13 protein-coding genes are annotated in these 14,104 nt (G+C 68.5%); all 13 read right to left on the bottom strand.

Features of this window, described 5'->3' with window-relative positions:
* Positions 1-26: 26 nt before the first annotated feature.
* On the bottom strand, positions 27-308 hold the full coding sequence (rpsS, locus tag ABZS77_RS18150) for a 30S ribosomal protein S19 (RefSeq protein ID WP_007465299.1): 282 nt from the start codon (positions 306-308) through the stop codon (positions 27-29).
* A 12-nt stretch (positions 309-320) separates the two neighbouring features.
* Complete coding sequence (rplB, locus tag ABZS77_RS18145) at positions 321-1,160, bottom strand: 50S ribosomal protein L2 (protein WP_007465301.1); 840 nt, start codon at positions 1,158-1,160, stop codon at positions 321-323.
* Positions 1,161-1,172: 12 nt separating this feature from the next.
* Positions 1,173-1,475 carry a 50S ribosomal protein L23 gene (gene rplW, locus ABZS77_RS18140; protein ID WP_007465304.1) on the bottom strand — a complete coding sequence of 101 codons (303 nt, stop codon included), beginning with the start codon at positions 1,473-1,475 and terminating at the stop codon, positions 1,173-1,175.
* Entirely contained in the window at positions 1,472-2,122 is a 651-nt protein-coding gene (rplD, locus tag ABZS77_RS18135; RefSeq protein ID WP_354823902.1) for a 50S ribosomal protein L4, read from the bottom strand. The genes rplW and rplD overlap by 4 nt, the downstream gene beginning before the upstream one ends.
* A complete protein-coding gene (rplC, locus tag ABZS77_RS18130; RefSeq protein ID WP_354823900.1) occupies positions 2,119-2,784 on the bottom strand; it encodes a 50S ribosomal protein L3 in 666 nt (221 codons plus the stop codon). The genes rplD and rplC overlap by 4 nt, the downstream gene beginning before the upstream one ends.
* A gap of 11 nt (positions 2,785-2,795) precedes the next feature.
* Entirely contained in the window at positions 2,796-3,104 is a 309-nt protein-coding gene (gene rpsJ, locus ABZS77_RS18125) for a 30S ribosomal protein S10 (protein WP_007073037.1), read from the bottom strand.
* A 350-nt stretch (positions 3,105-3,454) separates the two neighbouring features.
* Positions 3,455-4,648, bottom strand: a complete 1,194-nt coding sequence (gene tuf / locus ABZS77_RS18120; RefSeq protein WP_139585961.1) for an elongation factor Tu — start codon at positions 4,646-4,648, stop codon at positions 3,455-3,457.
* Between the two features lie 214 nt (positions 4,649-4,862).
* Positions 4,863-6,959, bottom strand: a complete 2,097-nt coding sequence (gene fusA / locus ABZS77_RS18115) for an elongation factor G (RefSeq protein ID WP_354823898.1) — start codon at positions 6,957-6,959, stop codon at positions 4,863-4,865.
* 74 nt (positions 6,960-7,033) lie between these two features.
* The gene (rpsG, locus tag ABZS77_RS18110; protein ID WP_076466673.1) at positions 7,034-7,504 is read right to left on the bottom strand and encodes a 30S ribosomal protein S7; all 471 of its coding nucleotides are present in this window, start codon (positions 7,502-7,504) and stop codon (positions 7,034-7,036) included.
* Position 7,505: 1 nt separating this feature from the next.
* Complete coding sequence (gene rpsL / locus ABZS77_RS18105; protein ID WP_007465318.1) at positions 7,506-7,880, bottom strand: 30S ribosomal protein S12; 375 nt, start codon at positions 7,878-7,880, stop codon at positions 7,506-7,508.
* Between the two features lie 522 nt (positions 7,881-8,402).
* Positions 8,403-8,783: a hypothetical protein gene (locus tag ABZS77_RS18100; RefSeq protein ID WP_354824096.1), complete on the bottom strand. Its 381-nt coding sequence runs from the start codon at positions 8,781-8,783 to the stop codon at positions 8,403-8,405.
* 821 nt (positions 8,784-9,604) lie between these two features.
* A complete protein-coding gene (locus ABZS77_RS18095; protein ID WP_354823896.1) occupies positions 9,605-9,973 on the bottom strand; it encodes a hypothetical protein in 369 nt (122 codons plus the stop codon).
* Between the two features lie 92 nt (positions 9,974-10,065).
* A complete protein-coding gene (locus tag ABZS77_RS18090) occupies positions 10,066-13,956 on the bottom strand; it encodes a DNA-directed RNA polymerase subunit beta' (RefSeq protein ID WP_354823894.1) in 3,891 nt (1,296 codons plus the stop codon).
* Between the last annotated feature and the right edge of the window lie 148 nt (positions 13,957-14,104).

Genomic DNA, 14,104 nt, shown 5'->3' with positions numbered 1-14,104 from the left:
TTCCCTCTATCCGTATGCCCGCGGCGTCAGCGCCGACGGCTCTTCCGGTCGTCCTTCTCGTGACCCTTGAACGTGCGGGTCAGCGCGAACTCGCCGAGCTTGTGCCCGACCATCGCCTCGGTCACGAACACCGGGACGTGCTTGCGTCCGTCATGCACGGCGATCGTGTGCCCCAGCATCTCGGGGATGATCGTCGAGCGCCGCGACCAGGTCTTGATCACGTTCTTGGAGCCCTTGTCGTTCTGAACTTCCACCTTCTTGAGCAGGTGGTCGTCGACGAACGGGCCCTTCTTCAGGCTGCGAGGCATGTCTTATCTCCCTCAGCCGCGCTTACGCGTGGCGTAGCGACGGCGGACGATCAGCTTGTCACTCGGCTGGCCCTTACGCCGGGTACGGCCCTCGGGCTTACCCTGCGGGTTGACCGGGTGGCGACCACCGGAGGTCTTACCCTCACCACCACCGTGCGGGTGGTCGACCGGGTTCATGGCGACACCACGGACGGTCGGGCGCTTGCCCTTCCACCGCATCCGGCCGGCCTTACCCCAGTTGATGTTCGACTGGTCGGCGTTGCCGATCTCGCCGACGCTCGCGCGGCAGCGCACGTCCACACGCCGGATCTCGCCGGACGGCATACGCAGGGTCGCGTACGCGCCCTCACGGCCGAGCAGCTGGATGCCGACGCCGGCGGAACGGGCCAGCTTGGCCCCGCCACCCGGACGCAGCTCCACGTTGTGGATCGTGGTACCGACCGGGATGTTGCGCAGCGGCAGGTTGTTGCCCGGCTTGATGTCGGCGCCCGGACCGGACTCGACGCGGTCGCCCTGCTTCATGTCCTTCGGCGCGATGATGTACCGCTTCTCGCCGTCGGCGTAGTGCAGCAGCGCGATGCGCGCCGTGCGGTTGGGGTCGTACTCGATGTGAGCGACCTTCGCCGGCACGCCGTCCTTGTCGACCCGCTTGAAGTCGATCAGACGGTACTGGCGCTTGTGACCTCCACCGTGGTGCCGCGTGGTGATCCGGCCGTGGGCGTTACGCCCGCCCTTCTTCGGCAGCGGAGCCAGCAGCGACTTCTCCGGCGTGGACCGGGTGATCTCGGCGAAGTCGGCGACACTCGAGCCACGTCGGCCCGGCGTCGTCGGCTTGTACTTACGGATAGCCATTGTCTACACCCCTCAGCTGACCGGGCCGCCGAAGGCCTCGATACGGTCACCGTCAGCCAGCTTCACGATCGCCCGCTTGGTCGCCTTGCGCTGACCGAAACCGGTCTTGGTGCGCTTGCGCTTCCCCTGGCGGTTGAGCGTGTTGACCGTCAGGACGCGGACGTTGAAGATCTGCTGGATAGCGATCTTGATCTCGGTCTTGTTCGCGTCCGGGTGCACCAGGAAGGTGTACCAGTTCCGGTTCAGCTCGCTGTAGCTCTTCTCCGAGACGACCGGCGCCACGATGATGTCGCGCGGGTCGGCGATCGTGCTCACTTGCCACCCTCCTCGGTGGTCTCGGCGGGCACGCCCAGGAACTCGTCCAGGGCGTCCTTGGTGAAGACCACGTCGTCGGCCACGAGCACGTCGTACGTGTTCAGCTGGCCGGACTCGATCAGGTGCACCCGCGGCTCGTTGCGCAGCGACACCCAGTTCAGCTCGTCGGTGCTGCTCAGCACGACGAGGACCCGACGGGCCTCGGTGAGCTTGGTCAGCGTGGCCAGGGCGGCCTTGGTCGACGGCTTCTCGCCCGAGACGAACGCCTCGACAACGTGCACCTGCCCGGCGCGGGCCCGGTCGGAGAGGGCACCCCGCAGCGCGGCGGCCTTCATCTTCTTCGGGGTCCGCTGGCTGTAGTCACGCGGCACGGGACCGTGCACCACGCCACCGCCGGCGAACTGCGGCGCGCGGATCGAGCCCTGCCGGGCGCGACCGGTGCCCTTCTGCTTGTACGGCTTCTTGCCGCCGCCGGAAACCTCGGCGCGGGTCTTGGTCTTGTGCGTGCCCTGTCGGGCCGCCGCGAGCTGGGCCACCACGACCTGGTGCATCAGCGCGACGTTGGCCTGCACGTCGAAGATGTCCGCCGGCAGCTCGACGGAGCTGCTGGTGGTGCCTTCGACGGTGCGCACGTCAACGGTGGTCACTTGGCCGCACCGCCCTTCTTCACCTTGCTCTTGGCCGCGGTACGGACCAGAACCAGCGCGCCCTTGGGGCCGGGAATGGCACCACGGACGAGCAGGAGGTTGTTCTCGGTGTCGACCGCCTGGACGGTGAGGTTCTGCACGGTGTAGCGCACGCCACCCATGCGTCCGGCCATCCGGGTGCCCTTGAAGACACGACCCGGGGTGGCGCAGGCGCCGATGGAGCCGGGCGAGCGGTGCTTGCGCTCGACGCCGTGACCGGCGCCCAGACCGTGGAAGCCGTGCCGCTTCATCGGGCCGGCGTAGCCCTTGCCCTTGGTCTTTCCGGTGACGTCGATGGTGACGCCGGCCGGGAACTCCTCGACCGTGACCTCCTGGCCGAGCGAGTACTCACCGGCGTCCGTGGTGCGCAGCTCGACGATGTGCCGGCGCGGCGCCACGTCCGCCTTCGCGTAGTGCCCGCTGATCGGCTTCTTGACCTTGCGCGGGTCGATGGTGCCGTAGGCCAGCTGGACCGCGGAGTAACCGTCCTTCTCGGCGCTACGAACCTGGCTGATGACGCACGGGCCGGCCTCGACCACGGTCACGGGAACAACCTTGTTGTTGTCCCAGACCTGGGTCATGCCGAGCTTGGCGCCCAGGATCCCCTTGACTTGCCTGTCCATTTGTCCGGTCCCTACAGCTTGATCTCGATGTCGACGCCAGCCGGCAGGTCGAGGCGCATGAGCGAGTCGACCGTCTTCGGGGTCGGGTCGATGATGTCGATCAGCCGCTTGTGCGTGCGCATCTCGAAGTGCTCGCGCGAGTCCTTGTACTTGTGCGGCGAGCGGATAACGCAGAAACGGTTGATCTCCGTGGGCAGCGGCACCGGGCCCGCGACCTGCGCCCCGGTACGCGTCACCGTCTCGACGATCTTCCGAGCCGAGGAGTCGACGACCTCGTGGTCATAGGCCTTGAGCCGGATGCGGATCTTCTGTCCCGCCATGGTGGCTTCTGTTCCTTCTCTCGATGCCGCTGTGTTGCGGGCGCCTGTACCGGCTGGTACAGGCCCACTTCGCCGACCCCCGCGGTCGGGCGTGTCGCGCCCTCGGGCCGGGCTCCGCCCCGGGACTCCGGAGCGGTCCTGACCGCGCGGTGGGTCAAGGCGCCGATCGCATTACCGCGACCTGAACGCCGTGCGAGGGTGGTTGGCGACTGGGCCGCCAACCACCCTACGCTCGACTGTGCCGCCACCCGGAGGTTCAGCGAAAGCCGAACACAGGCGACGAACTGTCGTTACGCAACCTGACTAGTATGCCGCACGACCGGCGGCGGGTCTAATCGGGGTTACCTAGCTCACTTGACGATCTTGGTGACGAACCCGGCGCCGACGGTGCGGCCACCCTCGCGGATCGCGAACTTGAGGTTCTCCTCCATGGCGATGGGCTGGATCAGCTTCACCGACATGGTGGTGTTGTCACCCGGCATGACCATCTCGGTGCCCTCGGGAAGGGTGACGACACCGGTGACGTCCGTGGTCCGGAAGTAGAACTGCGGACGGTAGTTCTGGAAGAACGGGGTGTGCCGGCCGCCCTCCTCCTTGGAGAGGATGTAGACCGTCGCCTCGAACTCCGTGTGCGGGGTCGTGGTGCCCGGCTTGACGACCACCATGCCGCGCTCGACGTCCTCGCGCTTGATGCCACGCAGCAGCAGACCGACGTTCTCGCCCGCGCGGGCCTCGTCGAGCAGCTTGCGGAACATCTCGATACCGGTGCAGACCGTCTTCTGCGACTTCTCGCGGATACCGACGATCTCCACCTCCTCGTTCGGCTTGAGGATGCCGCGCTCGGCGCGACCGGTGACGACGGTGCCACGACCGGTGATCGTGAAGACGTCCTCGATCGGCATGAGGAACGGCTTCTCGGTCTCGCGCTCCGGCTGCGGGATCGCGGTGTCGACCGCGGTCATCAGGTCCAGCAGCTTGCCGGTCCACTCGGGGTCACCCTCGAGGGCCTTCAGCGCCGACACCCGAACGACCGGCAGGTCGTCACCCGGGTACTCCTGCGAGGAGAGCAGCTCGCGCACCTCGAGCTCGACGAGCTCCAGGAGCTCCTCGTCGTCGACCATGTCGCTCTTGTTGAGCGCCACGACGATGTACGGCACGCCAACCTGGCGGGCCAGCAGCACGTGCTCGCGGGTCTGCGGCATCGGACCGTCGGTCGCCGCGACCACCAGGATCGCGCCGTCCATCTGCGCGGCACCGGTGATCATGTTCTTGATGTAGTCCGCGTGGCCGGGGCAGTCGACGTGCGCGTAGTGCCGCGCCTCGGTCTGGTACTCGACGTGCGCGATCGAGATCGTGATGCCGCGGGCCTTCTCCTCCGGCGCCTTGTCGATCTCGTCGAACGGCGTGTAAGGGTTCAGGTCCGGGTACTGGTCGTGCAGGACCTTGGTGATGGCCGCCGTCAGCGTCGTCTTACCGTGGTCGATGTGACCAATGGTGCCGATGTTGACGTGCGGCTTAGTCCGCTCGAACTTAGCCTTCGCCACTGGTGTCCTCCTGTGGACTTCTTGGTTCGTACGCCCGGCGCGCCGGTCGGCGCTTAGGACTCTGTCGACAGCCTTTCCGGCCTGAACGGCCGGAGAGCTTTTGTGGGTTCTGCGGCGATGAAGCCTACAGGCCCGGTCTCACGCGATCCGATCGTGGTGGCCGCGGGCGGGAGAACCCTCCCGCGACCACCCACGAATCACCTGCTCAGCGACGTTACTCGCCCGTCGCCTTGGCGATGATCTCCTTCGCCACGCTCTGCGGAACCTCGGCGTAGGAGTCGAACTGCATGCTGTAGCTAGCCCGGCCCTGGGTCTTCGACCGCAGGTCGCCGACGTAGCCGAACATCTCCGACAACGGCACCAGAGCCCGGACGATGCGGGCGCCGCTGCGCTCCTCCATCGCCTGGATGATGCCGCGGCGGGAGTTGAGGTCGCCGATGACGTCACCCATGTTCTCCTCAGGAGTGGTGACTTCAACGGCCATCATCGGCTCGAGCAGTGCCGGATCGGCCTTGCGGGCCGCGTCCTTCATCACCATCGAGCCGGCGATCTTGAATGCCATTTCCGAGGAGTCGACCTCGTGGTACTGGCCGTCCAGCAGCGTCAGCTTCACGCCGACGAGCGGGAAGCCCGCCAGGATGCCGTACTGCATGGCGTCCTGCGCACCGGCGTCCACCGAGGGGATGAACTCCCGGGGGATGCGGCCGCCGCTGACGGCGTTCGCGAACTCGTAGGTCGGCGAGTCGTTGTCCAGCGGAAGCGGCTCGACGCTCACGATCACGCGGGCGTACTGGCCGGAACCACCGGTCTGCTTCTTGTGGGTGTACTCGACCTTGTCCACCTTGCGGCGGATGGTCTCGCGGTACGCCACCTGCGGCTTGCCGACGTTCGCCTCGACGTTGAACTCGCGGCGCATCCGGTCGACCAGGATGTCCAGGTGCAGCTCACCCATGCCGGAGATGACCGTCTGACCGGTCTCCTCGTCCAGCTGGACGCGGAAGGTCGGGTCCTCCTCGGCCAGGCGCTGGATGGCCGTGCCCAGCTTCTCCTGGTCGGACTTGGTCTTCGGCTCGATCGCCACCGAGATGACCGGCTCCGGGAAGGTCATCGACTCCAGGATTACCGGGTTCGCCGGGTCGGAGAGAGTGTCGCCGGTGGTGGTCTGCTTGAGACCCTGCACGGCGATGATGTCGCCAGCCTGCGCCGACGGACGCTCTTCCCGCTTGTTGGCGTGCATCTGGTAGATCTTGCCGATCCGCTCCTTGCGGTCCTTGGTGGAGTTGACCACCTGGGAACCGGAATCGAGCGTGCCGGAGTAGACCCGCACGTAGGTGAGCTTGCCCAGGTGCTTGTCCGTCTGGATCTTGAAGGCCAGGCCGGAGAAGGGCTCCGAGTTGGACGGCTTACGCAGCAGCGGGGTCTCGCCGTCGGTAGCCGTACCCTCGATGGCCGGAACGTCAAGCGGCGACGGCAGGAAGTCGACCACGGCGTCGAGCATGGGCTGGACGCCCTTGTTCTTGAACGCCGAGCCGCACAGCACCGGGTTGGCCTTGCCGGCGATGGTGGCACGCCGGATGGCGGCCTTGATCTCCTCGACGGAGATCTCCTCGCCCTCCAGGTACTTCTCCATCACCGCGTCGTCGACGTCGGCCAGGGTCTCCATCAGCTTCTCGCGCCACTCGGCAGCGGAGTCGGCCAGCTCGGCCGGGATCTCCTCAACCGCGTAGTCCTCACCCTTCTGGGTCTCCCCGCGCCAGGTGAGGGCGCGCATGCCGATCAGGTCCACGACGCCGATGTGGTCGCCCTCGAGCCCGATCGGGATCTGGAGCACCAGCGGGGTGGCGTTCAGCCGGTCGATCATCATCTGCACGCAGCGGAAGAAGTCGGCGCCGGTCCGGTCGAGCTTGTTGACGAAGCACATCCGCGGGACGTTGTACTTGTCGGCCTGCCGCCAGACGTTCTCCGTCTGCGGCTCCACGCCGGCGACACCGTCGTAGACCGCGACCGCACCATCCAGCACCCGCAGCGACCGCTCGACCTCGACCGTGAAGTCGACGTGACCGGGCGTGTCGATGATCTGGATCGTGTGGCCCTTCCACTCACACTTGGTAGCAGCGGAGGTGATGGTGATACCACGCTCCTGCTCCTGCTCCATCCAGTCCATGACGGCAGCGCCCTCGTGGACCTCACCGATCTTGTACGTGATGCCGGTGTAGAACAGGATCCGCTCGGTGGTCGTGGTCTTACCGGCATCGATGTGCGCCATGATGCCGATGTTGCGTACGTTGGCGAGCGCGTCTGCGGCGGCCACTTCAATCCCTACTTATCGTCGTCTCGACTCAACTGGTGGCGGTTCCGGCGCCCGAGAGCGCCGGAACCAGGGTGTTACCAGCGGTAGTGCGCGAAGGCCTTGTTGGACTCGGCCATCTTGTGCGTGTCCTCGCGCCGCTTGACGGCGGCACCGAGGCCGTTGCTCGCGTCCAGCAGCTCGTTCATGAGCCGCTCGACCATGGTCTTCTCGCGGCGGGCGCGGGAGTAGGTGACCAGCCAACGCAGGCCCAGCGTGGTCGCCCGGGCGGGGCGGACCTCGACCGGAACCTGGTAGGTGGCGCCACCGACACGACGGCTGCGCACCTCGAGAGTCGGCTTGACGTTGTCCATCGCCCGCTTGAGGGTGACGACCGGGTCGGTGCCGGACTTCTCGCGGCAGCCCTCGAGGGCCGCGTACACGATGGACTCGGCGAGCTGACGCTTGCCGCGGAGCAGGATCTTGTTCACCAACTGGGTGACCAGCGGCGAGTTGTACACCGGGTCAGCGACCAGCGGCCGCCGCGGAGCGGGTCCCTTACGCGGCATGTCAGCTCTTCTCCTTCTTCGCGCCGTAACGGCTGCGCGCCTGCTTGCGGTTACGGACACCCTGGGTGTCGAGCGAGCCGCGGACGATCTTGTAACGCACGCCGGGGAGGTCCTTCACACGGCCGCCACGCACGAGCACGATCGAGTGCTCCTGGAGGTTGTGGCCGACGCCCGGGATGTAGGCGGTCACCTCGATCTGGCTGCTGAGCTTGACACGAGCGACCTTGCGCAGCGCCGAGTTCGGCTTCTTCGGGGTCGTGGTGTACACGCGGGTGCACACGCCGCGCCGCTGGGGAGACCCCTTCAGCGCAGGGGTCTTGGTCTTGGTCGTCTTGGCCTGACGGCCCTTTCGGACCAACTGCTGAATGGTGGGCACCGGGTTTCTCCGCTCCCTTCGGCCGCACTGTCGCGGCCGCGCCGTCTGCTCGTTAGCCGGCCTGATGACCGGCTCTCCTACATTCCGACCAGGGCCACCTCGCGGAGGCCCCGGTACCCGCGGTCGGGCGTGTCGCCCAGCTCACGGTCCCGGTACGGACGCTTTCGCGGACCCACCGGGTTGTGTCACCGGCACGCGGGTCGCCCCGCACCGGGTCATTGGCTTGTCGTGCCCGCTGCCCGTCACCGGAACCAGCGCACGCACGAGTTGCCCGGGCAGGCCCGGGCACAAGAGGAAAGAGTACCTACCACAGCCGGCCAGGTCAAAACGGAACGGCCCGGCGGCCGTCTCACGCCCGCCAGTCGAATCCCGCTCAGCCCGTCGCCCGCGATGGGCACCTACGGACACAAGTGTACCGGCTTCCCCACCGGGCCACCCGTCGCCCCCGCAGCGGGAGGCACCGACCCGGATCCGGGGCCTCGGGCGACCAGGCCGCACGGCCGGTTCGGGGGGTGACCGGCCTCACGTCAGGGAGATCAGCAGGGACAGGCCGAGCGCCAACAGGCTGAGCAGCGCTCCCGCGCCCCCACAGCTGACACCGGCCACCGCGAGCCCTCGACCGGTGAACCGGACCGCCGGCGGCCCCGACGGTCGGCGGATCTGCCGCCGGCCGAGCAGACCGGCCACGACCGCGCCCACCCCGGACAGCACGCCCAGCACCGCGAAGGCCCCGGACGCCCAGACCCCACCCTCGTTCGCGAAGGCCACCCCGAAGCAGATCACCAGCAACGAGACCAGGACCGACGCGATCCCGGCCACCAGCGCACCGACCGCCAGGCCCGAGGTGACCGGGGGCACGTCCAGGTACACGACGCCGTACGGCGTGCCGGGCACCGCCTCCACCCGCTTCGGCGGGCGACGCTGCTCGTCGGTCGGTGGCGGCACCGGAGGACCCCAGCCGGGAGCGCGCCCCGACTGACCCGGGCCGGGAGCGTGCCCCGGAGGACCCCAGCCCGGAGCGTGCCCCGGCTGACCCCAACCCGGCGGAGGGCCGTACCCGAACGGAGGCTGCCCCCAGCCGGGCGGCGGGGACGGAGTACCGGACACCGCGTACGGCTGGCCGGAGCCGGGCGCCGCGCCCCAGCCGGGCGACGTCGGACCCCCGGAAGCTGGCGTGCCCCCGGAAGCCGCCGGAACACCCCAGCCGGGCGACGTCGCGCCCTCGGCGGGCGCCGGCGGGCCCCCGGAGGCCGGCATCCCCTCGGCGGGCGCCGGCTGGCCTCCGGAGACCGGCGTCCCCTCGGCGGGCGCCGGCGTGCCCCAGCCGGGCGGAGGCGTGCCCCAGCCCGGCTGCGGCGGGGCGCCCCAACCCGGCGCGTCGGGGCGAGGGGCGTCCCCCTGCGGGGTGGCCGTCGGCGGCGCGTCGGCGGCGGGCGTGTCCGGCTGCCCGTTCCCGTCGGGCCGCGCCCAGGCGCTGGGCGTGACCGGAGTCTGGGCCGTCGGACCGGGCTCGGCCGTCTGATCCGCGGGCTGATCCGCTGCCTGGGGTGGGGTCGGCGGCGGGGCCGGCGCGCCAGGATGCCCGGCCGGTCCGTCCGCCGGGGGCCGCGCCGGTTCCGTCACGAGGTCCTCCTGTCGACAGGCCACCACCGCCGTGCGGCGGACACCGGCCAGGCTACCGCCGGGGGTCCCGCCGCCCACGCCCGGCGCGACCGCTGGTCGGGTCAGTCCATGTTCGTCGGGTAGTCGTGGCCGAACGGCGAGCCCGCCAACCGGACCACGCCGATCACCACCGCGATCACCACGCTGACGGCCACCAGCACCAGGCCGATCCAGGCCATCCGCTCCCCCCGTCGCAGCCAGGCGCCGCCGGTGAGGAAACCCCCCGACGCGTACGCCTCACGGCGCGCCTGCCGGGACAGCAGAAGCGCCACGGTCGCCGGCACCACCCCACCGATGAACAGGCCGGTGAGCATCCCGAGCAGGCCCAGCGCGAAGACCGCCCGCGCCTTCGTGGCACGGGCCGGGTCGGGATCCAGCGGGTGACGTGGAGCCTGCTGCGCGCTGGACACCTGGCCGGCTGCGGTGGTCATGCCCCCATTCTGCCGAACCTGGTGCGCGGTTGGGCGGGTCCGGACACGACGAGGCCCCCGGCAGGTGCCGGGGGCCTCGTCGGTGGTGGTGCTTAGCGGTACGACCCGAAGTCGAAGTCGTCAAGCGGCACAGCCTGGCCGCTCGCCGGCCCGAAACCGTAGTCGGACTCCGGGTAACCGGTCATCGAGTAGACCTTGGCCTTGGCCTCCTCGGTCGGCTCCACCCGGACGTTGCGGTACTTGCTGATGCCGGTACCGGCCGGAATGAGCTTACCGATGATCACGTTCTCCTTGAGGCCGACCAACGAGTCGCTGCGCGAGTTGATCGCAGCGTCGGTCAGCACCCGGGTGGTCTCCTGGAAGGAGGCAGCCGAGAGCCAGGAGTCGGTGGCCAGCGAGGCCTTGGTGATACCCATCAGCACCGGACGGCCGGCGGCGGGCTCGCCGCCCTCCGACACGAGCCGGCGGTTCTCCGACTCGAACAGCGCCCGGTCGACGAGCACACCCGGCAGGAACTCGGTCGAGCCGGAGTCGATGACCGTCACCCGCTTGAGCATCTGGCGGATGATGATCTCGATGTGCTTGTCGTGGATGAGCACGCCCTGCGAGCGGTAGACCTCCTGGACCTCCTGGGTCAGGTGGACCTGGACCGCCCGCGGACCCATGATCCGCAGAAGCTCGTGCGGGTCGATGGTGCCCTCGGTGAGCTTCTCGCCGACCGCGACGTGACCGCCGTCGTGGGTACGCAGACGCACCCGCTTGGAGATCTTGTCGTAGACGATCTCGTCGCTGCCGTCGTCCGGCACCACGATGATCTTCCGCGAGCGCTCGCCGTCCTCGATCCGGATCCGGCCGGGGGTGTCGGCGATGGGCGCCTTACCCTTCGGGACCCGGGCCTCGAAGATTTCCTGGACACGCGGCAGACCCTGGGTGATGTCCTCACCCGCGACACCACCGGTGTGGAAGGTACGCATCGTCAGCTGCGTACCCGGCTCACCGATCGACTGGGCGGCGATGATGCCGACCGCCTCGCCGACGTCCACGGTCTTGCCGGTCGGCAGCGAACGCCCGTAGCAGGCACCGCAGACGCCCAGCTTCGACTCGCAGGTGAGCACGCTGCGCACCCGGACCGTCTCCACGCCGGCGGCGACGATCTTGTCGACCCCGATGGAGTTGATGTCCTGACCCCGCTCGGCGACGACGGTGCCGTCCGGCCCCTTGATGTCGTCGGCCAGGGTCCGGGCGTGCACGCTGGTCTCGGCGTGCTCGTGCACGACCAGCCTGCCGTCCTCCAGGCGCTCGCCGATCTGCATCGGGATCGCCCGGTCGGTGCCGCAGTCCTCCTCGCGGATGATCACGTCCTGGGAGACGTCCACCAGACGACGGGTCAGGTAACCCGAGTCGGCGGTCCGCAGCGCGGTGTCGGCGAGACCCTTACGGGCACCGTGCGTGGAGATGAAGTACTCCAGCACGGACAGACCCTCCCGGTAGCTGGCCTTGATCGGCCGCGGGATGATCTCGCCCTTGGGGTTGGCCACCAGACCACGGATCGCCGCGATCTGCCGGAGCTGGAGCAGGTTACCGCGGGCACCCGAGTTGATCATCTTCCACAGTGGGTTCTCCTGCGGCAGCGCGGTGTCCATCTCCTTGGCGACCTCGTTGGTCGCCTTGGTCCAGATCTCGATGAGTTCGCCGCGACGCTCCTCGGCGGTCATCAGACCACGCTGGTACTGCTTGTCGATCCGGTCAGCTTCCTTCTCGTACTTCGCCAGGATCTCCGCCTTGCGCGGCGGAGCGATGACGTCCTCCATGCCGATCGTCACGCCGGACCAGGTGGCCCAGTGGAAACCGGCCTCCTTGAGCCCGTCCAGGGTGGCAGCCAGGGCCACCTTGGGGAAGCGCTCGGCGAGGTCGTTGACGATCGCGGAGAGCTGACCCTTGCGGATCTCGTAGTTCACGAAGCGGTAGCCCTGCGGCAGCGTCTCGTTGAACAGCACCCGACCGAGGGTGGTCTCCACGGTCAGCGGCTCACCCTCGACCCAGCCCTCCGGGGCGGTCCACGCCTCGGCGCCGGAGCCGTTGTCGACACCGACCACGCCGCGCAGACGGATCTTCACCGGAGCCTGCAGGTGCAGCTCGCCGTTGTCGAACGCCATCCGCGCCTCGGCGTCCGAGCTGAACGCCCGGCCCTCGCCCTTCTCACCGGCGGTGAGGTGGGTGAGGTGGTACAGGCCGATGACCATGTCCTGGGTGGGCATGGTGACCGGCTTGCCGTCGGCCGGCTTGAGGATGTTGTTCGACGACAGCATCAGGATCCGCGCCTCGGCCTGGGCCTCGGCGGACAGCGGCACGTGCACCGCCATCTGGTCACCGTCGAAGTCGGCGTTGAACGCGGTGCAGACCAGCGGGTGGATCTGGATCGCCTTGCCCTCGACCAGCTGCGGCTCGAAGGCCTGGATGCCCAGACGGTGCAGGGTCGGCGCGCGGTTCAGCAGCACCGGGTGCTCGCCGATGACCTCTTCCAGCACGTCCCACACGACCGGGCGCTGACGCTCGACCATCCGCTTGGCGGACTTGATGTTCTGCGCGTGGTTGAGGTCCACCAGCCGCTTCATCACGAACGGCTTGAACAGCTCCAGCGCCATCTGCTTGGGCAGACCGCACTGGTGCAGCTTGAGCTTCGGGCCGACCACGATGACCGAACGGCCGGAGTAGTCGACGCGCTTGCCCAGCAGGTTCTGGCGGAACCGGCCCTGCTTGCCCTTGAGCATGTCGGACAGCGACTTGAGCGGGCGGTTACCCGGACCGGTGACCGGCCGGCCGCGGCGGCCGTTGTCGAACAGCGCGTCGACGGCCTCCTGGAGCATCCGCTTCTCGTTGTTGACGATGATCTCGGGCGCGCCGAGGTCGATCAGCCGCTTGAGGCGGTTGTTCCGGTTGATCACGCGGCGGTACAGGTCGTTCAGGTCCGAGGTCGCGAAGCGGCCACCGTCGAGCTGCACCATCGGGCGCAGGTCCGGCGGGATGACCGGGACGCAGTCCAGCACCATGCCGAGCGGCGAGTTGCGGGTGTTCAGGAACGCCGCCACGACCTTGAGCCGCTTGAGCGCCCGGATCTTCCGCTGGCCCTTGCCGGACCGGATGGTCTCGCGCAGGCTCTCGGCCTCGGCGTCGAGGTCCATGTTCTGGACCAGCGCCTTGATCGCCTCGGCGCCCATCGAGCCGGTGAAGTACTCACCGAACCGGTCGCGCAGCTCGCGGTAGAGCAGCTCGTCGGTGACCAGCTGCTTCGGCTCCAGCTTGCGGAAGGTGTCCAGCACCTCGTCCAGGCGGTCGATCTCGCGCTGGGCCCGGTCGCGGATCTGGCGCATCTCGCGCTCTCCGCCCTCCTTGACCTTGCGCCGGACGTCCGCCTTGGCACCCTCGGCCTCCAGCTCGGCCAGGTCGGCCTCCAGCTTGGCGGCCCGCTTCTCGATCTCCGAGTCGCGGCTGTTCTCAGACTGCCGCTTCTCGGCGAGGATCTCGTTCTCGATCGTCGAGAGGTCACGGTGACGCGACTCGGCGTCCACGCTCGTCACGACGTACGAGGCGAAGTAGATGATCTTTTCGAGGTCCTTGGGGGCGAGGTCCAGCAGGTAGCCCAGCCGGCTCGGAACGCCCTTGAAGTACCAGATGTGGGTCACCGGAGCGGCGAGCTCGATGTGCCCCATCCGCTCACGACGGACCTTGGAGCGGGTCACCTCGACGCCGCAGCGCTCACAGATGATGCCCTTGAACCGAACGCGCTTGTACTTACCGCAGTAGCACTCCCAGTCCCGCTGCGGACCGAAGATCTTCTCGCAGAAGAGCCCGTCCTTTTCCGGCTTCAGGGTGCGGTAGTTGATGGTCTCAGGCTTCTTGACCTCGCCGTGCGACCACTGACGGATGTCGTCGGCGGTGGCGAGACCAATGCGCAGCTCGTCGAAGAAGTTGACGTCGAGCACTATGTCCCCTATGTCGTCGTCTGTACTGCTAATTCTCGGGTGGGGTCGGGGGCCGCCTCGGCCCCCCCCCCCCCCAAACCACCAAACACAAACACCCAACACCACACCCCCCCCGACCGCGCCAAGCCCCACCCCCCCACCCCCCCAG

This window comes from Micromonospora sp. NPDC005298, from assembly GCF_040607375.1.
GTDB lineage: Bacteria > Actinomycetota > Actinomycetes > Mycobacteriales > Micromonosporaceae > Micromonospora.
This window is presented reverse-complemented; position numbering and strand designations above follow the sequence as displayed.